General features: G+C 71.3%; 21 protein-coding genes and 1 pseudogene. 8 read left to right on the top strand and 14 right to left on the bottom strand.

Features of this window, described 5'->3' with window-relative positions:
• Nucleotides 1–37: 37 nt before the first annotated feature.
• Nucleotides 38–691: an anti-sigma factor family protein gene (locus tag JOM49_RS11590; protein WP_209664300.1), complete on the bottom strand. Its 654-nt coding sequence runs from the start codon at nt 689–691 to the stop codon at nt 38–40.
• Entirely contained in the window at nt 688–1,296 is a 609-nt protein-coding gene (gene sigE, locus JOM49_RS11585; protein WP_209664299.1) for an RNA polymerase sigma factor SigE, read from the bottom strand. The genes JOM49_RS11590 and sigE overlap by 4 nt, the downstream gene beginning before the upstream one ends.
• A 199-nt stretch (nt 1,297–1,495) precedes the next feature.
• Here sigE and JOM49_RS11580 point away from each other — a divergent pair, with 199 nt between their 5' ends.
• Nucleotides 1,496–2,131 (top strand): O-methyltransferase, encoded by a 636-nt coding sequence (locus JOM49_RS11580; RefSeq protein WP_209664298.1) that lies wholly within the window; start codon nt 1,496–1,498, stop codon nt 2,129–2,131.
• On the opposite strand, the gene JOM49_RS11575 is transcribed toward JOM49_RS11580, so the two are convergent.
• The gene (locus JOM49_RS11575) at nt 2,120–3,250 is read right to left on the bottom strand and encodes an MFS transporter (RefSeq protein WP_209671082.1); all 1,131 of its coding nucleotides are present in this window, start codon (nt 3,248–3,250) and stop codon (nt 2,120–2,122) included. The two genes, JOM49_RS11580 and JOM49_RS11575, sit on opposite strands and share 12 nt — an antisense overlap.
• Before the next feature lie 87 nt (nt 3,251–3,337).
• On the opposite strand from JOM49_RS11575, the gene JOM49_RS11570 reads away from it, so the two are divergent.
• A complete protein-coding gene (locus JOM49_RS11570) occupies nt 3,338–4,270 on the top strand; it encodes a LysR family transcriptional regulator (protein ID WP_209664297.1) in 933 nt (310 codons plus the stop codon).
• On the opposite strand, the gene JOM49_RS11565 is transcribed toward JOM49_RS11570, so the two are convergent.
• Nucleotides 4,261–5,709: a leucyl aminopeptidase family protein gene (locus tag JOM49_RS11565; protein ID WP_209664296.1), complete on the bottom strand. Its 1,449-nt coding sequence runs from the start codon at nt 5,707–5,709 to the stop codon at nt 4,261–4,263. The genes JOM49_RS11570 and JOM49_RS11565 overlap by 10 nt on opposite strands.
• A gap of 88 nt (nt 5,710–5,797) precedes the next feature.
• Complete coding sequence (locus JOM49_RS11560; RefSeq protein ID WP_113698116.1) at nt 5,798–5,965, bottom strand: DUF3117 domain-containing protein; 168 nt, start codon at nt 5,963–5,965, stop codon at nt 5,798–5,800.
• Between the two features lie 193 nt (nt 5,966–6,158).
• Between JOM49_RS11560 and JOM49_RS11555 the strand changes: the two genes are divergently transcribed.
• Nucleotides 6,159–6,962 carry an enoyl-CoA hydratase-related protein gene (locus tag JOM49_RS11555; RefSeq protein ID WP_209664295.1) on the top strand — a complete coding sequence of 268 codons (804 nt, stop codon included), beginning with the start codon at nt 6,159–6,161 and terminating at the stop codon, nt 6,960–6,962.
• A gap of 94 nt (nt 6,963–7,056) precedes the next feature.
• Here the strand turns inward: JOM49_RS11555 and JOM49_RS11550 are convergent, their stop codons facing one another.
• The 6 genes from JOM49_RS11550 to JOM49_RS11525 all read right to left on the bottom strand — a co-directional run bounded on the left by JOM49_RS11550 (nt 7,057) and on the right by JOM49_RS11525 (nt 10,454).
• Nucleotides 7,057–8,016: a hypothetical protein gene (locus JOM49_RS11550; protein WP_209664294.1), complete on the bottom strand. Its 960-nt coding sequence runs from the start codon at nt 8,014–8,016 to the stop codon at nt 7,057–7,059.
• Nucleotides 8,017–8,124: 108 nt separating this feature from the next.
• Nucleotides 8,125–8,688 (bottom strand): DNA-3-methyladenine glycosylase I, encoded by a 564-nt coding sequence (locus tag JOM49_RS11545; RefSeq protein WP_209664293.1) that lies wholly within the window; start codon nt 8,686–8,688, stop codon nt 8,125–8,127.
• On the bottom strand, nt 8,685–9,140 hold the full coding sequence (locus tag JOM49_RS11540; protein WP_209664292.1) for an SRPBCC family protein: 456 nt from the start codon (nt 9,138–9,140) through the stop codon (nt 8,685–8,687). The genes JOM49_RS11545 and JOM49_RS11540 overlap by 4 nt, the downstream gene beginning before the upstream one ends.
• Nucleotides 9,140–9,454, bottom strand: a complete 315-nt coding sequence (locus tag JOM49_RS11535) for a DivIVA domain-containing protein (protein WP_209664291.1) — start codon at nt 9,452–9,454, stop codon at nt 9,140–9,142. Before JOM49_RS11535 ends, JOM49_RS11540 begins: the two co-directional genes overlap by 1 nt.
• Complete coding sequence (locus tag JOM49_RS11530; protein WP_209664290.1) at nt 9,451–10,134, bottom strand: permease prefix domain 1-containing protein; 684 nt, start codon at nt 10,132–10,134, stop codon at nt 9,451–9,453. Before JOM49_RS11530 ends, JOM49_RS11535 begins: the two co-directional genes overlap by 4 nt.
• The gene (locus tag JOM49_RS11525; protein WP_209664289.1) at nt 10,116–10,454 is read right to left on the bottom strand and encodes a helix-turn-helix transcriptional regulator; all 339 of its coding nucleotides are present in this window, start codon (nt 10,452–10,454) and stop codon (nt 10,116–10,118) included. Before JOM49_RS11525 ends, JOM49_RS11530 begins: the two co-directional genes overlap by 19 nt.
• 117 nt (nt 10,455–10,571) lie before the next feature.
• Between JOM49_RS11525 and JOM49_RS11520 the strand changes: the two genes are divergently transcribed.
• The 4 genes and pseudogenes from JOM49_RS11520 to cydC form a co-directional block, all read left to right on the top strand.
• A complete protein-coding gene (locus tag JOM49_RS11520; protein WP_209664288.1) occupies nt 10,572–11,726 on the top strand; it encodes a cytochrome ubiquinol oxidase subunit I in 1,155 nt (384 codons plus the stop codon).
• Nucleotides 11,727–11,728: 2 nt separating this feature from the next.
• Nucleotides 11,729–12,685 (top strand): cytochrome d ubiquinol oxidase subunit II, encoded by a 957-nt coding sequence (locus tag JOM49_RS11515; protein ID WP_209664287.1) that lies wholly within the window; start codon nt 11,729–11,731, stop codon nt 12,683–12,685.
• 11 nt (nt 12,686–12,696) lie between these two features.
• On the top strand, nt 12,697–14,241 hold the full coding sequence (cydD, locus tag JOM49_RS11510; RefSeq protein ID WP_209664286.1) for a thiol reductant ABC exporter subunit CydD: 1,545 nt from the start codon (nt 12,697–12,699) through the stop codon (nt 14,239–14,241).
• A pseudogene (gene cydC / locus JOM49_RS11505) lies at nt 14,238–15,632 on the top strand (thiol reductant ABC exporter subunit CydC); the annotation flags it as partial. The gene cydD and the pseudogene cydC, both read left to right, overlap by 4 nt.
• A 9-nt stretch (nt 15,633–15,641) precedes the next feature.
• Here the strand turns inward: cydC and JOM49_RS11500 are convergent.
• On the bottom strand, nt 15,642–16,589 hold the full coding sequence (locus JOM49_RS11500; protein WP_209664285.1) for a glucosyl-3-phosphoglycerate synthase: 948 nt from the start codon (nt 16,587–16,589) through the stop codon (nt 15,642–15,644).
• Nucleotides 16,590–16,658: 69 nt separating this feature from the next.
• Between JOM49_RS11500 and JOM49_RS11495 the strand changes: the two genes are divergently transcribed.
• Nucleotides 16,659–17,291, top strand: coding sequence for a hypothetical protein (locus tag JOM49_RS11495; RefSeq protein WP_209664284.1), 633 nt, complete (start codon nt 16,659–16,661; stop codon nt 17,289–17,291).
• Nucleotides 17,292–17,297: 6 nt separating this feature from the next.
• Here the strand turns inward: JOM49_RS11495 and JOM49_RS11490 are convergent, their stop codons facing one another.
• Together JOM49_RS11490 and JOM49_RS11485 are read right to left on the bottom strand one after the other, a co-directional pair.
• Nucleotides 17,298–17,879, bottom strand: a complete 582-nt coding sequence (locus tag JOM49_RS11490) for an LOG family protein (protein WP_460444229.1) — start codon at nt 17,877–17,879, stop codon at nt 17,298–17,300.
• Nucleotides 17,879–18,667 (bottom strand): LOG family protein, encoded by a 789-nt coding sequence (locus tag JOM49_RS11485; RefSeq protein ID WP_209664282.1) that lies wholly within the window; start codon nt 18,665–18,667, stop codon nt 17,879–17,881. Before JOM49_RS11485 ends, JOM49_RS11490 begins: the two co-directional genes overlap by 1 nt.
• Between the last annotated feature and the right edge of the window lie 8 nt (nt 18,668–18,675).

Here is an 18,675-nt window from a genome sequence, read left to right as displayed (position 1 = left end):
TGCCGTCTGGCCGGTGAAGTAGGCGTTTCGCCCCTGCTCAGCGGCCGGTCGGCACGCCGGCCTTGGTGCTGGCCGAGGCCGAGGAGGACGGCGGCGCCAGGCTCGAGGGCACGGGGTACGCGCCGAACTGGGCGGGCAGCACGCCGGAGAGCGGGTCCTGCTTGGGATCGGTGGCGACGTCACCGCCGTCGGTGCCGGAGGTGGCCACCAGTGCCAGCGCGCTGAGCACCAGCCCGGAGACGACCACACCGGCGCCCTGCGCGGCCCGGCGCCCGGAGACGCCGAAGCGGCCGCCGCCGAGGACGTTGCGCGAATTGCCCAGCGGTGCCGTGGAACCGAGCGGCGCGGAGCCGTCCCGGAGCCCGGCCACCCGGTCCGGCCGCTGGATGGCGACCAGCTGACCGTCCTCGGTGATCGCCAGGTTGTCCGGGGTGGTACGCAGCTCGGTGTGCTGGGGGATGTCACGAAGGCTCGCCAGGAACCCCGCCGACATGGCGGGGGCGTCCGCGCGCTTGACCTCCGCGCGGGCCTGGCGCTGCGCGGCCACGTCACCCGCGCACGAAGGGCAGCGGGCGATGTGGCTCGACGCGCGGTCCCGCGCGCCGAGGGAGAGCTCACCGTCGACGAACGCGACCACCGCGTCGGGCAGCAGATGCGACTCGGGCAGTCCCCAACCGCGCGCTTCGGTCATGCCGGCGCCCCCACGGGGATCGCTTCACGCTTCATCGCCCGCGCGCGCTCCAGCGAGGCACGGAGGGCCTGCCTGCCGCGGTGGATGCGGCTGCGCACGGTGCCGAGCTTGACCCCGAGCGTGGCGCCGATCTCCTCGTACGACAGGCCCTCGACGTCGCACAGCACGACCGCGGCGCGGAACTCCGGCGGGAGCTCGTCCAGCGCGGCCTGCAGGTCGGGGTCGAGGTGGGTGTCCGAGTAGACCTGCTCGGGGCTCGGGTCGTCGCCCACGATGCGGTCGGTGTCCTCGGGGAGGCCCTCCATGCGCACCCTGGAGCGGCGGCGGGCCATGTCGAGGAAGAGGTTGGTGGTGATGCGGTGCAGCCAGCCCTCGAAGGTGCCGGGCTTGTAGTTGGCCAGCGAGCGGAACACCCGGATGAACGTCTCCTGGGTGAGGTCCTCGGCGTCGTGGGTGTTACCGGTGAGGCGGTACGCCAGCCGGTAGACGCGGTCGGCGTGCTCGCGCACGACCTCGTCCCAGGACGGCGGTGTCCAGGCGGCCTCGTCCACGGCCACCGGCTCGACCTGCGTGCTCTTCTGCATCGTGGGGGAAGGCACCTCCATCAGGCTGATCTCCCAACTACTCCCCCTAACGCTGTCCCCGCGCAGGGTGTTCCCGGTTCGTTGACTGCAGTCTGTCCGGCTTCCTTATGGTTGTAGTGAGACAGCGCTGAGAGGAGCCTGAGAAGTACTGGGGTGGGAACTGGCGGACCTGCCCGGCGGCCTGCGCTGATTTGTCGACAGGCACCGCTAACCTCACTGCGTGCACTCCGACACACACCTGGACGACCTGGGCGTCTTCGTCGAGGGCTACCTGCCCGACGACGACGTGCTGGTCGCGTCGCGCGCCAGGTCGGCCGAGCTGGGCTGCGCCCCGGTCGGTGCGGCCTGCGGGGCCACGTTGAGCTTTCTCGCCGCGACGCTGCAGGCCAGGGCGGTGGTGGAGATCGGGACCGGCGTCGGGGTCAGCGGGCTCTACCTGCACCGGGGCATGGCCGAGGACGGCGTGCTCACCTCCATCGACATCGAGCCCGAGTTCCACCGGGCCGCCCGCAAGACCTTCCTCGAGGCCGGACTGCCGCCGGGGCGCACCCGGCTGATCATGGGCCGCGCGCTCGACGTGCTGCCGCGGCTCACCGCGGGCGGCTACGACCTGGTCTTCGTGGACGCCGCGAGGGCCGAATACCCGCACTACTTCGAACAGGGCGTGCAGCTGCTGCGACCGGGTGGCGTGATCGCCTTCCACAACCTGCTGTCCGGGGTCCGCAACGGCCGCGATCCGGAGACGCTGGCCATGCGTGACGTGGCGCGGGCGGTGCGGGAGAGCGATCGGCTGGTGCCCGCGGTGCTGCCCGTCGGCGGTGGACTGCTGGTCGCGTCGGTGCTCTCAGCGCCGTGACCAGGCGGCCAGCACCGAGATCAGTAGCGCGAGCAGCAGCCAGGCGGCCACCAGCGCGATGAGCCAGGCCCAGCCGGCGTGCCCGTAGACGGTCGCGCCGACCGTGCCGCCGATGCTGCTGCCCAGGTAGTAGGCGAGGGTGTAGAGCCCGCCGACCTGGCCGCGGGCACCCGGTGGCGCCTCGGCCGCGGCCCAGCCGTTGGCCACCGCGTGCGCGGCGAAGAACCCGCCGGTCAGCACCACGAAGCCGACGGCGACGCAGATCAGCGAGTCGACGATGGTCAGCGTCGCCCCGAGCACGGTGATCACCAGCGCCGCGGACACCGAGCGGATCCGCCCGAACCTGGCGACCAGCCGGCCCGCGTAGCCCGAGGTGAAGGTGCCCATCGCGTAGGCGAGGAAGACCAGTGACGCGATCGCGGGCGGCAGGTCGAGCGGCTCGCCGGTCAGGCGGAACCCGGCCGCGTTGTACAGCGCGACGAAGGAGCCCATCGCGAGCAACGCCACCGAGTACTGCGCCAGCAGCACGCGGCTCGACAGGGCGGCCCGCAGGCCGCTGAGCGGCGCCTTGCCGGGTGACGCGTCGGATTTCGGCAGGGTCAGGACCGTCAGCAGGGCGCAGACCAGCGCCAATCCCGCGGTGACGCCCAGCGAGCCCGGCCAGCCGAGCCAGTCCGCGGTGAACCCGCTCGACAGCCTGCCGAGCATGCCGCCGACGGTGTTGCCGGCGATCATCGCGCCGACCGCGGCGGCGACCCCGGCCTTGCCGAGCCGCTCGGCGAGGTACGCGGCGGCGACCCCGGCGAAGCCCGCGATCGCGATGCCCTGCAGCGCGCGCAGCCCCAGTAGCACCGGGAAGTTCGGGGCGAACGGCAGTGCCAGGCCGAGCAGCACGGACGAGATGACCGACGCCAGTATCACCCGTCGACGGCCGATGACCTCGGACAACGTCGCGATGGGGAGCACGGAGACGGCCAGCGCGCCGGTCGCCACGCTGACCGCGAGCGAGGCACCGCCGGGGTCGAGGTGGAAGCGCTCGGCGAGCTGGGGCAGCACCGGCTGAGGGGCGTAGAGCAGGGCGAACGAAGAGATGCCCGCCGCCGCGACGGCCACCGTCACCGATCGCCGGGCGGGTGCTTCGGCCTGGGGTGGTGCGGCGGTGGTGGTCACGCCCTCGAAGCTAAGCCGCGCTAACCAATACGTCTAATGCGCGATCATGCGACCATTCATACCGTGGTGGATGAGTCGACGGATCAGCGCTTCGTCCAGGAACTGGCGCCGGATCTAGCGCTGCTCGCGGCGGTCGGGGTGACCAAAAACATCACCCGTGCGGCGGAACTCGTCGGCCTCCCGCAGCCGACCGCCAGCCGTCGCCTGGCCGCGCTCGGCCGTCACCTCGGGGCGTCCTTGACCGCACCGGACGGGCGCGGCATCCGGCTCACCCGAGCCGGGGAACTGCTGGCCGACGCCGCCGAGCGGGCACTGCTGTCGCTGGAGGTCGGGGCTCGCCAAGCCCGCGAGGAGATCCACCCGGACCGCGGGCACGTGGTGCTCGGCTTCCTCCACCTGCTGGGACGCTCGCTGGTGCCTTCGCTGCTCGCCGGGTTCCGCCGGGCGAACCCGCAGGTCCGGTTCAGCCTGGTGCAGGGCTCCCGGCAGGACGTGCTCGACCGGCTCGGCACCGGCGAGATCGACCTGGCGCTGGTCGCGCCGCTGCCCGCCGATCCGGTGTTCGCCTCGGCCACCCTCACCCACGAGGAGCTGCGGCTGAGCGTGCCCACCGCGCACCCGCTGGCCGGCCGGTCGCAGGTGCACGCGGGCGAACTCGTCGACGAACCGTTCGTCACCCTCGAACCGGGCTACGGCCTGCGTCAGATCACCGACGAACTGTGCGCGGCCGCCGGGTTCAGCCCGTCGATCGCCTTCGAAGGGCAGGAGTCGGACACCGTGCGCGGCCTGGTCGCGGCCGGTCTGGGCGTCGCGCTGCTGCCCCGGTTCGAGCCGGGACCACCCGCGGGCGTGGCCGAGGTCCCGCTCGAACCGCCGGTCACGCGCACCATCGGGCTCGTCTGGTCAGCGGGGAGCGAGCTGACGCCCGCCGTGCGCGCCTTCCGCGCGCACGTCCTCGATCACGCGTAGGCCGCGGCCAGTTCCACCAGCGTGCGTGCCGCAAACCCCGTGCCACCGGGCACGACGTCGGCGTAGGTGCGGTCAGCGCGAGCCGGTCCGGCGATGTCCAGGTGGGCCCACGGCATACCCGCGGTGAATTCGCGCAGGAACAACGCCGCGGTGATGCCGCCGGGACCGCCGGGTGCCTGCTTGACGTCCCCAAGGTCACCTTTGACCGCTTCCTCGTGCGCCTCCAGCAACGGCATCCGCCACCAGGCCTCACCCGCGGCTTCACCGGCGGCGACCACCCGGGCGGCGAGGTCGTCGTCGCTGGCGAACAGGCCGCCGGTCCGCAGGCCGAGCGCGACCTTCATGGCGCCGGTCAGCGTGGCCACGTCGACCACCGCGTCCGGCTTGAACCGCTTGATGCCGTAGACGAGCGCGTCGGCGAGCACCATGCGGCCTTCGGCGTCGGTGTTGCCGACCTCGGTGGTCTTGCCGCCGTAGTGGCGCACGATGTCGCCGGGGCGGTAGGCGGAGCCGGACACGTGGTTCTCCGCGGCCGGGACCAGCGCGGTCACCCGCACCTTCAGCCCGAGCGCGGCGATCGCGCGGACCGCGGCGATCACCGCGGCCCCGCCCGCCATGTCGGTCCGCATCAGGTGCATGCCCTCGGCGGGCTTGATGGACAGGCCGCCGGTGTCGAAGGTGATGCCCTTGCCGACGTAGAGCAGGTGCCGGGTGGCGCCGCGCGGGCGGTAGTCCAGCTCGATCAGCCGCGGCGGGCTGGCCGAGCCGCCGCCGACCGCGAGCACGCCGCCGAAGCCCTGGTCGGCGAGCCAGCGCTCGTCCCGGATGGTGGCGGTCAGCCCGGAGAGCCCGGAGGTGAGCCGTTCGGCGGTGCCCGCCAGCCAGGCCGGGTCCTTCACGTTGGAGGGGGTGTTCGCCAGGTCGCGGGCGAGCGCGGCGGCCGCGGCGAGTTCCTTCGCGCGGTCGACGGCTTCGGCGAACGCGGGCACGTCGGCCCGCGGGATGAGGCGCAGCGTCTTGAGCCGGGGCTTCGGCTCCTCGCCGGTCACCTTGTAGCGGTAACCGCCGAGCAGCACGCCCATCGCCAGCTCGGCGGCGGACTCGGTGGTCACGTCCTCGGACAGCGCGACCTGCACCGCGCCGACCGGATCATGCTCCAAATAGGAGTCGACGGCCCTGGCGAGCGCGGCACCGGCGGCCCGGTAGTTCGCTGCCCTGCCCTCGCCGATACCGACCAGCCAGCGGACCGGCGCGTCGCCCGGCACCAGCTTGACCTCGCCGGCCTTGGCCGAAGGCCGCACACCGGCGACCGGTTCGAGTTCGGTGCCCTCGGCCGGTTGGGGAACGAGGACGGCCTCCAGCGCGCCGCGGCGGGACGCGTCCAGCACCTCGATCTCGGCCAGGCGAGTGGGTACGGACGGTAACGGAACGCGCGCCATCAGCGAACCTCCAAGAACGAGCGGGATCCGGGCAAGAGTTAACCCCGGTCACCAGGACGGGGACCGGGGTGCACGAGGTGAAGCCGGTTCAGCCGGTGGCTTCCTGGAGCGCCGCCCCGAGATCCTTCGCTTCCTCGGCCGAGAGCTCGACGACGAGACGCCCACCGCCCTCGACCGGTACGCGCATCACGAGGCCCCGCCCCTCCTTAGTCACTTCGAGGGGACCATCTCCGGTCCGGGGCTTCATGGCCGCCATAGCGTGCTCCCTCCGTATCAACCGGCGCGCCCGGGTCGCGCTCGCCAAAGCCAACCGGGTAGTAACCATTCTCCCTCATCAGCGAGCGGCCGCGCGCGCGGACCGATCTTTTCACACATCATCGGTGCTGGTATGCGGCTCGCCGGGGTGTCAGACTCGCCAGTCGGAACCCCGAGGGACGACAGGAGTACCAGTGACCACAGAGGACGTTCTTCTGGTCAGTGACAGCACGGACACGCCGGGTGTCCGCACGCTCACGCTGAACCGGCCGAAGGCGTACAACTCGCTGACCGTCGAATTGAAGGAGCGGCTGCTCGCCGCCCTGCGCGACGCGGCGGCCGACGACAGCGTGCGCGCGGTGGTGCTGACCGGGACGGGGAAGGCGTTCTGCGCGGGGCAGGACCTGAAGGAGCACGTCGGACTACTGCAGGCGAACGACCCCGCGCCCCTGCACACGGTGGCTGAGCACTACAACCCGATCGTGGGACTGATCACCGGCATGCCGAAGCCGGTCATCGCCGCGGTGAACGGCGCGGCCGCGGGCGCCGGGGCCGCGTTCGCCTACGCCAGCGACATCCGCATCGCGGCGTCGTCGGCCAATTTCCTGATGGCCTTCGCGAACGTCGGGCTGGGGCCGGACTCGGGCGCGTCGTGGACCCTGCAGCGGCTCATCGGCTACGGGCGGGCCGTGGAACTGATGCTGCTGGCACGCAAGGTCGAAGCCGACGAAGCCTTGTCACTCGGTCTGGTAAGCGAGGTCGTGCCGGACGAGGAGCTCACCGCACGAGCCCAAGCCGTCGCCGCGAAACTCGCCGCCGGCCCCACGGTCGCCTACGCGAAAATCAAGGAAGTCCTCGCCGTCGCCGCCGAAAGCACCCTGGGCGAAGCACTGGCCGCCGAAGACGCCGCGCAAGGCGCGCTGGGCGCCACCGCGGACCACGCCGAAGCCGTCGACGCCTTCGTAACCAAACGCCGCCCCACCTTCCAAGGAAAATAACCCCCTACGTGGGTCGACTCCCCGCTTGGTGCCGTGAATGTGGCTTTCACGGCGAATTTCGCCGTGAAAGCCACATTCACGGCACCTCCGGGGGTTAGACGAGGGGCGGGCGTCGGGTTTGCAGGGGTGGGCGTGGGCGGGTTCTGGCGATGTCGTAGGCGGCGCGCAGGTCGTTGATGACGGCGTCGGGGGCTCTTTTCAGGCGGCTGGGGACGGTCTGCACCAGGATCACCCCAGCCCCGGCATAACGAGCGTTCCGCTCCAGCGTCGCGGCGTAGTCGTGTCGGCGGAAGTGGTGCTCGAACGAGTCGATCTCCCAGGCCAGTGCCACCTCGTCCCACCACAGGTCCGGCGTGGCGATGTAGCGCCCGTCCGCGTGGAGCAGCACCGGATTGCGCGACGGTGGCGGCAAGCCCGCTCTTCGCCACAGCTTGCCCGCATGTGCTTCGGCTACCGAGCGGAGGTCGTCGGCGAGCGACTTCAGCACCGCTCGGGGTAACGCCGTACCGCGGCGACTACCGGTCTGGAGCTCGGCCGAAAGCTCAGCGAGCGAGCAAAGCCCGGACTGCCGCGCTTCGATCAACAACGCCGTGACCGCGTCCCGATCTCGAAGTCGCCGCACGCCGTCGAGGATCGCCCGGGCCGGTGGCGCTGTCGGTACGCCGCCCACGTCCCTCCGTTGCGGTACGTGGGTGGTGCGTTCGATGAGCACGAAGCCGGGGCTGCGGAACTGGCAGTCGGCAGGCACCAGCAGGTGCACCTCGTTGCCCGTGGGTACGTTGCGCAACCCGAAGCGACGCGCCGCTTCGAAGCCGGTCAGGAGGCCGGCGCCTCGCGCGTGGAGCAGCGCGGCTTCGATTCGCTGCCGCGCGGTCGGCCGGGAATTGCTCAGCAACACGATCCCCGGCAACAGGTAGGTCCAAGGTCCACCCGGCTGACAGCGCCGGTAGGTGGTCCGGGAGTGCACGCCGAGCTCGTCGAGCTTGACGACACGGATGACGCCGTGGCTGCTGTGCTGCCGCAGGCACGGTTCGAGGTCCAGGTTCGTTTTCATGGTCGCCGATGCTGCCCCGCCCCACCGACAATCTCGGGCCAAGTGCCGTGAATGTGGCTTTCACGGCGGAATTCGCCGTGAAAGCCACATTCACGGCATCGGGCGGGGTCAACCTCCGGCGCGGAAGCAGGGGGAGACGTGGTCGTCGACCATGCCGGTGGCTTGCATGAGGGCGTAGCAGGTGGTGGGGCCGACGAAGGCGAAGCCCAGTTTCTTCAGGGTTTTCGCCATGGCGCGGGATTCCGGGGTGATGGCGGGGACGTCTTCCATGGTGTGCGGGCGGGGGGACGACTCCGGGGCGAAGGACCAGAGTAGGTCGTCCAGGGGTTGGGTCAGGGTGGCGACGGCGCGGGCGTTGCGGATGGTGGCTTGGATCTTCAGCCGGTTCCGGACGATGCCTGCGTCGGCGAGGAGGCGGGCGACGTCGGCGTCGGTGAAATCGGCGACGACGGCGGGGTCGAAATCGGCGAAGGCGCGGCGGAAGGCGTCTCGTTTGCGCAGGATGACGATCCAGGAAAGGCCCGACTGAAAAGCTTCCAGCGACAATCGTTCGAACAGGGCCTGTTCTCCACGCAGGGGCACGCCCCATTCCTTGTCGTGGTATTCGGCGTAATCCGGGGAGGAATTTCCCCAGGCACAACGGGAGATCCCGTCCGGGCCGAGCAGGGTCATCGGCCACCCACCGAATACGATTCCGCGAAGCGCGCGAAACGGTCCAGGGAATACCGCACGCCCAGCGCGAAGGCGGGTTTGGCGACCGGCCAGCCCAAGTGACCCAGCGGGCCGAACGGCAATTTGAGCTGCTCCGACCAGACCAGCGTGGAGCGGTCCGCGCCTTGGGCGTGCACGTGGAACGCACCGGTCCCGCGCACCACGCGGCCCAGGTGCCGGACCGTGCACCGCACCGGCGGTTCCCAGCCGGTGATCTCCATGGTGTCGGTGAACCCGATCCCCGCGATCCCGGTGAACGCCGCCAGCCGCGAACCCACGCTGCGGCCGTTGCCCTCGGTCACCGCCACCCGGGTCCCGAGCATCCACTCCCCCTGCCGCGTCCAGTCGGTCAGCGCCAGCCAGGTCGTCCCGGCGGGCGCGGCCACGGACACCGAAAGCACCAGTTCGGGCATCAGACCGCGTCCTCGCGCCTGCTGTTCAGCTCCGCCTCCAGCCGCGCCACGCGCGTGCGCAGTTCGTCAAGTTCGTTGCCCGCCCGCCGCAGCACCCAGTCCACTTCGGACATCTTGTACCCCCGCAGCACGAGCTGGAACCGCACGGTCCGCAGGTCCTCACCGGTCACGTCCTCGGCGGGCAGCCTGGTCGGTGACGCCCCCGGCGCCAGCGGGGCCAGCTCCTCGCCCCGGCCGAACACGACCGCGGCCAGCAGGAACACCACGGCCGCGACCAGCAGCATGATGACTAGATAGATCAGCGCGGTGGTCACCCGACGATCGTGACACAGGCCCGCCACGATCGGCGCGCCAGCACGACCAGTCGAGCGCTCAGCACCATCGACAGCAAACCCACCGCCGCGCACGGCCACGACAACAGCAGCAGGCTCGTGTCGATGAGCCCGCTCACGCTGACCAGGACCACCCGCACCAGCAGGTCCACCCCGACCGCGGTGGCCGCCACCAGCGACACCCACCGCCCGGCCCGCGCCGACCGCGCGTACCGGCAGAGCACCCGCGCCACCAGCAGCGCGACCAGGCCGAGCCCGGCCACCGCGTACCCGGTGTAGTCGGCCGTGAGCGCCAGCGGCCCGTACCACTCGGGCATGCGCACGCCGGTGTTGCTCCACGGCCCGATCGTGGTCAGCCGGGTCAGTTCCCACAGCACGTGCATCACCGGCAACGCCAGCGCGAGCGACCGCAGCGCCTGGACCCCGGTCGCCAGCCCCAGTTCGGCCTGGAAGTCCACCCGCACCTCGGCGACCGTGCCGAAGTCGCTGACCGCGCGGCGCTGGGCCTCGTCCTCGGGAAGCCCGGCCGACAGGTAGCTCTCGGTGGCGTCGTCCAGGCTGTCGCGGGCCTCGGCGAGCAGGTCGGACTTGCGCGCGGGCGAGCCGTAGAGCGAACCGGCCAGGTCCGCCAGGTAGCGGTCGATCACGCCTGCGCCGGCCATGCCTGCCCTCCCAGCACCGCGCCGATCACCGAGGTGAACTGCTGCCACTCGACGCGCTCGGCGGCGAGCGCCTTCTGCCCGGCCCTGGTCAGCCGGTAGGTCCGCCGCTTGCGCCCGGACACCACGTCCCACTCGCTGGCCAGGAAACCCGCCCGTTCCAGCCGCCGCAGCGCCGGGTAGACCGTGCCGGTCGGCAGGTCGAGCGCGCCGCCGCTGCGGGCCTGCAGCGCCTCGATGATCGCGTAGCCGTGCAGCTTCCGGCCGTCGAGCACGGCCAGCAACAGGGCGTCCAGATGTCCGCGCAACGCGTCCGCCTTCATGCATAGGCACTCTACTGATCCTGGCATCGGGGAGGTACCGGAGCCGACCCTGACTTCTCCCTGAATCCATAGATTTGACCGCTACCTGTAGCGTGTCTACATGTAGGCTCCGGCGCCATGGAAGCCCTGCCGATAGCGCGACTGCAGTTCGCCACCACCACCTCGTTCCACTTCCTGTTCGTGCTGCTCACCCTGGGTCTGGTCACCCTGGTCGCGATCATGCAGACGCGCCACGCGCTCACCGGCCGGGCCGTGTTCGCCCGCATGACCCGCTTCTGGGGCAGGCTCTACGTGGTCAACTACGCACTGGGAATCGCCACCGGAATCGTCATGGAATTCCAGTTCGGGCTGAACTGGAGCGGTTTGTCCACTTATGCCGGGGACATCTTCGGCGCGCCGCTGGCCATCGAGACGCTGGTCGCGTTCTTCCTCGAGTCCACCTTCCTCGGCCTGTGGATCTTCGGCTGGGACCGGCTGGGCAAGTGGCTGCACCTGGCGCTGATCTGGCTGGTCGCGCTGACCGCCTACGCCTCGGCGTTCTGGATCATGGCGGCCAACTCCTTCCTGCAGAACCCGGTCGGCTCGGTCGAGGAGCACGGCGTGCTCCGGCTGACCGACTTCGGTGCGCTGCTGACGAATCCGACCTTCGTCTCGGCGGTACCGCACGTGCTCAGCGCGGCCCTGCTCACCGGCGGTGTGTTCGTGGTCGGCATCAGCGCCTACCACTTCCTGCGGCGGAGTGAGGAGGTCGAGTTCTTCAGCCGCTCGATGCGGTTGGGCGTGGTCACCACGCTGGTCGCCGCGCCGGTGGTGTTCGGCTTCGGCACGGCCCAGTTCCCGGCGATCTCCGACCTGCAGCCGGACAAGCTCGAAGGCGGCGCGGTCGGGTTGCCGCTCGGGCTGATGGTGATGATCGGGCAGTTCTTCGTCTTCGCGAGCCTGATCGCGTTGCCGTTCCTCGCGAAGAACCGGATCGCCCGGGCGAGGCCGTTGCTGCGCCTGATGGTCTGGGGTATTCCACTGCCGTTCATCGCGGCGATCTGCGGCTGGCTGGTGCGCGAACTCGGCAGGCAGCCGTGGCTGGTGTTCGGCAAGCTGACCACCGCCGACGCCCTGTCCGACCTCAGCGCGGGCCAGGTGCTCGCCTCGTTCCTCGCGTTCACCGCGCTCTTCGCCGCGCTAGCCGTCGCGGACTGGGTGCTGCTGTCCCGGCTGGCCCGGCGCGGGCCGGAGCCAGTGGTCCAGTCCGCCCCCGTGCTCATCGGAGTCTGATCATGGAACTGTTCTTGTGGTGCCTGCTGGGGCTGCTGCTCGCCGGGTACTTCGCGCTCGCCGGCTACGACTACGGCGTGGGCCTGCTGCTGCGGGTCTTCGGCCGGGACGAACCGGGACGCCGTCGCGTGCTCGGCTCGTTCGGCCCGTTCTTCCTGGGCAACGAGGTGTGGCTGGTGGCCGCGGTCGGCCTGCTGTTCGGCGCCTTCCCGCTGCTCGAAGGCAAGGTGTTCAAGCAGAACTACCTGGTCGTGGTGGCCATGCTGGTGGGGCTGGTCGCGTTCACCGCGGCCGTGCAGCTGCGGAGCCGGCGTCCCGGCGCCGGTCGTGGCGGCTGGGATCTGCTGATCGTCGGCGGTGCGGTGGTCACGACCGGCTCGTGGGGCGTGTTCTTCGGGAACCTGGTGCGCGGGCTGCCCGCCACCGGGCCGGTGCCCGTCGCCGATCCGTTCTCGGTGCTGTGGGGCCTCGGGTTCCTCGCGCTGTTCGCGTTGCACGGGGCGGTGTTCCTGACCGTGCGCGGTGACGCCGAGTTGGCGGCGAAAGCGGGTCGGCTGGTTCGACGGTTGCTGCCGGTGGTGGCGGGGTTCGTGGTGGTCGTGGCCGGGTGGCTGGGCCTGTCGTCCCAGATCATGTCCACTGTGGACAGGGTGTGGCCCGCGGTGCTGGTGCTGGTGGCCGCGGCGGTCGCGTTGGTGGTGGTGTGGCGGGGGTCGCCGAGGGTCGCGCTGGGCGGGACGATGACGCTCGCCGTGTTGCCGGTGGTACTGGTGGGGACCTTGCGCTTCCCATACTTGTTGCTGTCGCTGGACTTCGAGCAGGCGGCCGCGTCGCCGGGGACGCTGCGACTGCTCACCTTCGTCGCGGTGCCCACTGTCGCCGTGGTGGTGCTGGTGCAGTGGCTGACCTGGCGGGCGAACCGGCGGCCGATCAGCGACCGCTCGCTGCTGCACTTCTGAGGGGGAGAACGATGCGGCCGATCGATCCACGCCTGCGCGAGGAGCTTCCCGGGTTCCAGAAGTACCTGGTCACGTTGGGGGTGCTCGGTGCGCTGACGGCCGTCGCCATTCTGGTGCAGGCCGAGTTGCTGGCCGGGCTGCTGACCGAACCGGCCACGGGTACGGCGGCGCTGCTGGGAGGCGCGATCCTCGGGCGTGCCGCGTTGACCTGGGTGGCGAGTGCGATCGCTGACCGGTACACCACGAAGGTCAAGGCCACGCTGCGAAAGAGGGTGCTGGCCAGATCGCTCCAGACGCGCGACGCGGGGAGCACGGCCACGCTGGTCACCCGCGGCATCGACGGCGTGCACGGCTACTTCGCCGAGTACCTGCCGAAGCTGGTCGGCTCGGTGGTCATCCCGCTCGCCGTGCTGGCGCGTCTGCTCACCGCGGACCTGGTGGCGGGCCTGACGGTGGCCGTCACGCTGCCGTTGATCCCGGTGTTCGCCGCGCTGGTCGGCGCGCACACGCGAGCCCGCACGGAACGGCAGTGGCGGCTTCTGTCCACTTTGGGCGGCCACTTCCTGGACGTGGTGACCGGCCTGCCGACGCTCAAGGTGTTCGGCCGGGCCCAGGCGCAGGCGGAGACCGTGCGGAAGATGGCCGACGCCCACGCGAGCGCCACCATGCGCACCCTTCGCGTCGCGTTCCTTTCCGCGCTGGTGCTGGAACTGGTCGCCACGCTGTCGGTGGCACTGGTCGCCGTGCCGGTCGGCCTGCGCCTGCTCGACGGCGGACTCGACGCGCAGACCGCGCTGGTGATCCTGTTGCTGGCACCCGAGGCCTACCTGCCACTGCGTGCGGCAGGCGCGAAGTTCCACGCCAGTGCGGAAGGCCTGGCCGTGCTGGAGGAAGTGCGGACCCTGCCGCAGGCCCAGCCAGAAGGCAGCGCAAGGCCGAAGCTGGGCGAGATTCGGTTCGAGGGCGTGACCGTGCGATATCCCGAAAGGGACCACAATGCACTGTCCAATGTCGACTTAACGATTCGCGCAGGTGAGCGGCTGGTGCTGGTCGGCCCGAGTGGCTCGGGCAAGAGCACGCTGCTCGCCGTACTGCTCGGTTTCGTCCGCCCGACCGCGGGCCGGGTCCTGGTCGACGGCGTGGACCTGCGGGAACTCGACCTCACCGCCTGGCGGGCGCAGCTGGCGTGGGTACCGCAGCGGCCGACGATGTTCCCGGGCAGCCTGGCGGACAACATCAGCCTGGGTGCGGAAGGGGACGTCGAAGCGGCGGCCGAGGCAGCCGGGATCGACTTCTCGCGGGCGACCGGGATCTCGTCGGGGCAGCGTCAGCGCGTCGGCCTGGCGCGGGCGTTCCTGCGACCACGAGCCGGGCTTCTCCTGCTCGACGAACCCACCGCCCACCTCGACACCACGACCGAAGCCGCGATCCTGCGCACCGCGGCGAAACTGGCCGAGGGGCGGACCGCGGTGCTGGTCGCCCACCGGCCCGCGATGACCGCGCTGGCCACGCGCGTGGTCGAACTGCGGCACGGAAAACTACAGGAGAACGCATGAAGCTGTTGTGGGCCGCGCTGCTCGCGACGGCCGCCGAACTCGCCGGGCTGGCGCTGATGGGCATCGCGGCGTGGTTGCTCCTGCGGGCGGCCGAACACCCGCCGATCTCCGCGCTGACCGTGGCCATCGTCGCCGTGCGCACGCTGGCGCTGCTGCGTGGTTCGCTGCGGTACGCCGAACGCCTCGCGGGGCACGAAGTCGTGCTGTCGAAGATCGGCGAGGTGCGGGCGCGGGTGTACCGGGCGTTGCTGCCCCATCGGGACGCGCGTTCGTCCGACGCCGATCTGCTCGCCCGCGTGGTGTCCGATGTGGACGCCGCGCAGGACGCCGTGCTGCGGTGCCTGCTCCCGGCCGGGGTCGCCGCGCTGACCGGTGCGATCGCGGTGTTGGGCAGCGCCTTCTTCTCCCCGGCCGCCGCCGTCACGCTGACGATCGGGCTCGCGCTCGGCGGCATCGCGCTGCCGTGGTGCTGCGCCCGGCTGACCGCGAAAGCCGCGGCTCGCAGCGCACCGGCACGAGCCGCGGTCGGCGAGCACGCCGTGGATCTGGTTCGTGGCGCGGAAGAACTGCTCGCCTACGGTGCCGATCGACGGGCGCTGACCGCTGCCGCGAAGGCCGTCGACAACCTGGCGTCGACCGAGCGCACGCGCTGGGTGAGCGCGCTCGCGGCGGCCGGGGTGGTGCTCCAACTCGGGACGACGCTGGCGGTTGCGCTGGTCGCCGGGGTCTCCACCCCGATGACCGCCGCGCTCGCCCTCGGCACGCTCGCCGCCTTCGAGGTCGTGCTGCCGCTGCCCGCGGCTGCCCAGCGCTGGGTGGAAACCCGCGCGTCCGTGCGACGCCTGCGGGCGCTGTTCACCGAACCAGCACCCGAACCCGGCACGGCGGATGTCCCCGACGGGCCGGTACACCTGCGGCTCGAAGGGGTCATCGCGCGGGGTCTGCCCCTCGTGGACCTGGATCTGCCGCCAGGCAGGCGGATCGCGCTCGTCGGGCCCAGTGGTTCCGGCAAGACCACGGTGTTGCACGTGCTGCTCGGCCTGCTCGAACCGGAAGCCGGGCAGGTGACCGTGAACGGACGTCCGCTCGGCGAATTCGACCCCACGCAAGTGCCCCGGATCATCTGCGGCGCCACCGCGCACGCGCACATCTTCCGCTTGTCCGTCAAGGAAAACTTGTCGCTGGCGGCCCCGAACGCAACGGACGCCGAACTTCGTCGTGCCTGCGAGGCCGCGGACCTCGACTGCGCCTGGGAAATCGACGCGACCACGCTCTCCGGCGGGCAACGGCGGCGGCTCATGCTGGCCCGTGCCGTACTGGTCCGCCCGCGCGTGCTCATCCTCGACGAACCGACCGAGGGCTTAGACCCGGCACACGCCCGGCGTGTGCTCGACGGGGTCCTACGGGCCTGTCCCGGGGCCACCGTGGTCCTGGCCACGCACGACCTCGCCGAGGCGGACGGCTTCGAGCATCGGCGGCCGGTCCGCGATGAGGACGTCGGTCACGTCGGGCAGCCATTCCCCGGAGACCTGCACGAACTGGGTCAGCTCACCCCCGGCCTGGTCGATGCCGCAGCGCGCGAGCGTGGTGCCGAGGATCTGCCTGGCCATCACGCCGAGCTGCAGCAGTGACCGGTTGCGGTGCTTGCGCACGCCGAGGTTGACCTGCGCGAGCCCGTCGATCCCGTACCGGGCCTCGGCATCGAGCAGCAGCCCGATCTCCACGCCGTACCCGGCGGCGAACGGCACCGACTCGAGGAACTCGCGGGTCGCCGCGTACTCCCCGCCGAGCGGCTGGACCAGGCCGGAGAGCTGCGGGCGCAGCGCGGACAGCAGCGGGCGCGCGAGCAGTTCGGTGACCCGGCCGCCGCCGGTGCCGAGCTCGGCGGTCTCCAGGCGCAGCGGACGGCGGTAGAAGCCCTTGACCAGGTGCACACCCGGCGCGGTGAGCAGCGGCCCGAGGAGCGCGGGCACGAAGGCCGGGTCGGGGTCGACCAGGTCGGAGTCGAGGTAGACGATCAGGTCGCCGGTGGTCGCGGCGATCGCCCGCCAGAGCACCTCGCCCTTGCCGGGCCACGGCGGCAGGTCCGGCAGCACGTCCTCGCGCCGCACCACCCGCGCGCCCGCACGGGCGGCAACCTCGGCCGTGTCGTCGGTGGAACCCGAGTCGACCACGACGAGTTCGTCGACCAGGGAGCCGACGTGCGGCAGCACCGAGGCGACCACCCCGCCGACCGTCTCGGCCTCGTCGAGCGCGGGCAGCACCACGGAAACCGTGCGCCCGCCCTTCGCCCCGGCGAGTTCGCGCGCAGACCAGCGCGGCTGCTGCCAGGTCCGCAACTTACCCATGGGTACCACCCTAAGCGCCCGAACTGTTACCCCAGGGGCACCCCATCCGCAGGTACCGTCGGCACCGGCATGGACCCGAGACGAAGACCGTTCCGAAGCACACTGGCCGCTCTGGGCACCGCCGGTCTGCTGGCCGGCTGCGGCGGCGGCCCGGCCGAAACCGCTGCGCCGAGCTCGCCCAGTCCGGTTTCCCTGCCGCCCGAACCGATGCCGGTGCGCACGCTGCCCGCGGCGAGCGGACCCGTCTACCGCACTCCGGCGTTCCTGGCCCAGGGCGTCGCCCAGGGCACGAACACCCGGTTCCGCGGCCGGCCCGAGGTCACCGGCCGGACCACGCTCGGTGTGGTGCTGCGGATCTCCGACCTGCCCGCCGCGGTGACCGGCGACGCCGTGCTACCCGCTTCGGTGCGTTTCCCGAGCACCGGCGTCTGCGCTCCGATCTCGATGAGCGACTGCGCCGCACAGTTCCTCGCGTTCGGCAGTTTCGCCCCGGAAACCAAGGCGCGCGGGGACTCCGAGGTGCTGCGCGAAGGCACCGCCACGGCCGCCGAGACCCGGCTGCGCGAGGGCGTCGCGTACTACGTCTCCGCCTACGCCGACGTCCCCGCGCAGATCGACATCAGCCGGACCGAGGTCTGCTTCAGCGGCGCCGCCTGCCTACCGGTGGCGGGCCTGCCGAACATCTACCACTTCGGCGTCTGAGGCGGCTCACGCTTCCGGCGTGCGCTGCCACTTGTCCACGGTGACGCCGTTGTGCGCGTCGAAGGCGGCCAGCAGCACCAGCGGGTCCGCGTCCACGGTCACCATTTCGCGGTGCTGCGGGCGCAGGAAACCCTCGTCCACCATGTGGTCGACGAACTTCCGCAGCGGCTCGAAGTAGCCCGCCACGTCCACCAGCCCGAGCGGCTTCGCGTGCAGGCCGAGCTGCGCCCAGGTCCACACCTCGAACAGCTCCTCCAGCGTGCCCGCGCCGCCCGGCAGCGCGAGGAAGCCGTCGGACAGCTCGGCCATCATCGCCTTGCGCTCGTGCATGGTGTCGACCACGTGCAGCTCGGTCAGCCCGTGGTGCCCCACCTCGGCGGTCATCAGGTGCCCGGGGATCACCCCGATCACCTCACCGCCCGCGGCCAGCGCGGCGTCGGCCACCACGCCCATGGTGCCCACGCTCGCCCCGCCGTAGACCAGCCCGATACCGCGCTCGGCCAGCAGCTTCCCGAGCGCGGCCGCCTGCTCGGCGTAGACCGGGCTGTTGCCGGGCGAGGACCCGCAGAACACGCAGACCCGCTTCACTAGTGGGCTTCCTCCCATGCCTTGTACGCCTCCTGCACCACCGACACCGCGTCGTCGACGTCGTCGGTGACGTGCAGCAGGTCCAGATCCTTCTGCCCGATCTTGCCCTCGCGCAACAGGGTTTTCGCGATCCAGTCGTACAGCCCGCCCCAGTAGTCGCTGCCGAAGAGCACCACCGGGAACTTGGTCACCTTCTTGGTCTGCACCAGCGTCAGCGCCTCGAACAGCTCGTCGAGCGTGCCGAAACCGCCGGGCAGGCAGATGAAGGCCTGCGAGTACTTGATGAACATGGTCTTGCGGGTGAAGAAGTACCGGAAGTTCACCCCGAGGTCGACCCACGGGTTCAGGCCCTGCTCGAACGGCAGCTCGATGCCGAGACCGATGGAGAACCCGCCGGCCTCGGAAGCCCCGCGGTTGACCGCTTCCATCGAGCCGGGACCACCGCCGGTGATGGTGGCGAACCCGGCGCTGGCCAGCGCGCCGCCGATCTTGCGGCCGAGTTCGTACTCGGGGTGCTCGCGCGGCGTGCGGGCGGAACCGAACACGGTCACCGCACGCGGCACCTCGGCCAGCGCGCCGAAACCCTCGACGAACTCGGCCTGGATGCGCAGCACCCGCCACGGGTCGGTGTGCACCCAGTCGGACGGGCCGCGGGTGTCGAGCAGCCGCTCGTCGGTGGTGGTGGCCTCGGAACGCCGTTCGCGTCGCAGGACGACGGGGCCACGGTGCTTCTCCGGCGGGTGCTCCGGATAGTCCTCGCCGGGCACCTCTGCAGTTCGCTCAGTCACCGTCCCGA

Origin of the sequence: Amycolatopsis magusensis (genome assembly GCF_017875555.1) — a bacterium.
In the GTDB taxonomy this organism is placed as follows: domain Bacteria; phylum Actinomycetota; class Actinomycetes; order Mycobacteriales; family Pseudonocardiaceae; genus Amycolatopsis; species Amycolatopsis magusensis.
The sequence above is the reverse complement of the archived record's forward strand: the minus strand, read 5'-3'. Positions and strand labels throughout refer to the sequence as shown.

Excerpts from the sequence above, each read along its gene's own strand:
- JOM49_RS11560 (WP_113698116.1), bottom strand. The coding sequence starts at position 5,965 with ATGGCGGCCATGAAGCCCCGGACCGGAGATGGTCCCCTCGAAGTGACT.
- JOM49_RS11530 (WP_209664290.1), bottom strand. The coding sequence starts at position 10,134 with ATGGCCGGCGCAGGCGTGATCGACCGCTACCTGGCGGACCTGGCCGGT.
- JOM49_RS11570 (WP_209664297.1), top strand. The coding sequence starts at position 3,338 with ATGCGCGATCATGCGACCATTCATACCGTGGTGGATGAGTCGACGGAT.
- JOM49_RS11515 (WP_209664287.1), top strand. The coding sequence starts at position 11,729 with ATGGAACTGTTCTTGTGGTGCCTGCTGGGGCTGCTGCTCGCCGGGTAC.
- JOM49_RS11590 (WP_209664300.1), bottom strand. The coding sequence starts at position 691 with ATGACCGAAGCGCGCGGTTGGGGACTGCCCGAGTCGCATCTGCTGCCC.
- JOM49_RS11540 (WP_209664292.1), bottom strand. The coding sequence starts at position 9,140 with ATGCCCGAACTGGTGCTTTCGGTGTCCGTGGCCGCGCCCGCCGGGACG.
- JOM49_RS11565 (WP_209664296.1), bottom strand. The coding sequence starts at position 5,709 with ATGGCGCGCGTTCCGTTACCGTCCGTACCCACTCGCCTGGCCGAGATC.
- JOM49_RS11550 (WP_209664294.1), bottom strand. The coding sequence starts at position 8,016 with ATGAAAACGAACCTGGACCTCGAACCGTGCCTGCGGCAGCACAGCAGC.
- JOM49_RS11545 (WP_209664293.1), bottom strand. The coding sequence starts at position 8,688 with ATGACCCTGCTCGGCCCGGACGGGATCTCCCGTTGTGCCTGGGGAAAT.
- cydD (WP_209664286.1), top strand. The coding sequence starts at position 12,697 with ATGCGGCCGATCGATCCACGCCTGCGCGAGGAGCTTCCCGGGTTCCAG.
- JOM49_RS11520 (WP_209664288.1), top strand. The coding sequence starts at position 10,572 with ATGGAAGCCCTGCCGATAGCGCGACTGCAGTTCGCCACCACCACCTCG.
- JOM49_RS11525 (WP_209664289.1), bottom strand. The coding sequence starts at position 10,454 with ATGAAGGCGGACGCGTTGCGCGGACATCTGGACGCCCTGTTGCTGGCC.
- sigE (WP_209664299.1), bottom strand. The coding sequence starts at position 1,296 with ATGGAGGTGCCTTCCCCCACGATGCAGAAGAGCACGCAGGTCGAGCCG.
- JOM49_RS11495 (WP_209664284.1), top strand. The coding sequence starts at position 16,659 with ATGGACCCGAGACGAAGACCGTTCCGAAGCACACTGGCCGCTCTGGGC.
- JOM49_RS11500 (WP_209664285.1), bottom strand. The coding sequence starts at position 16,589 with ATGGGTAAGTTGCGGACCTGGCAGCAGCCGCGCTGGTCTGCGCGCGAA.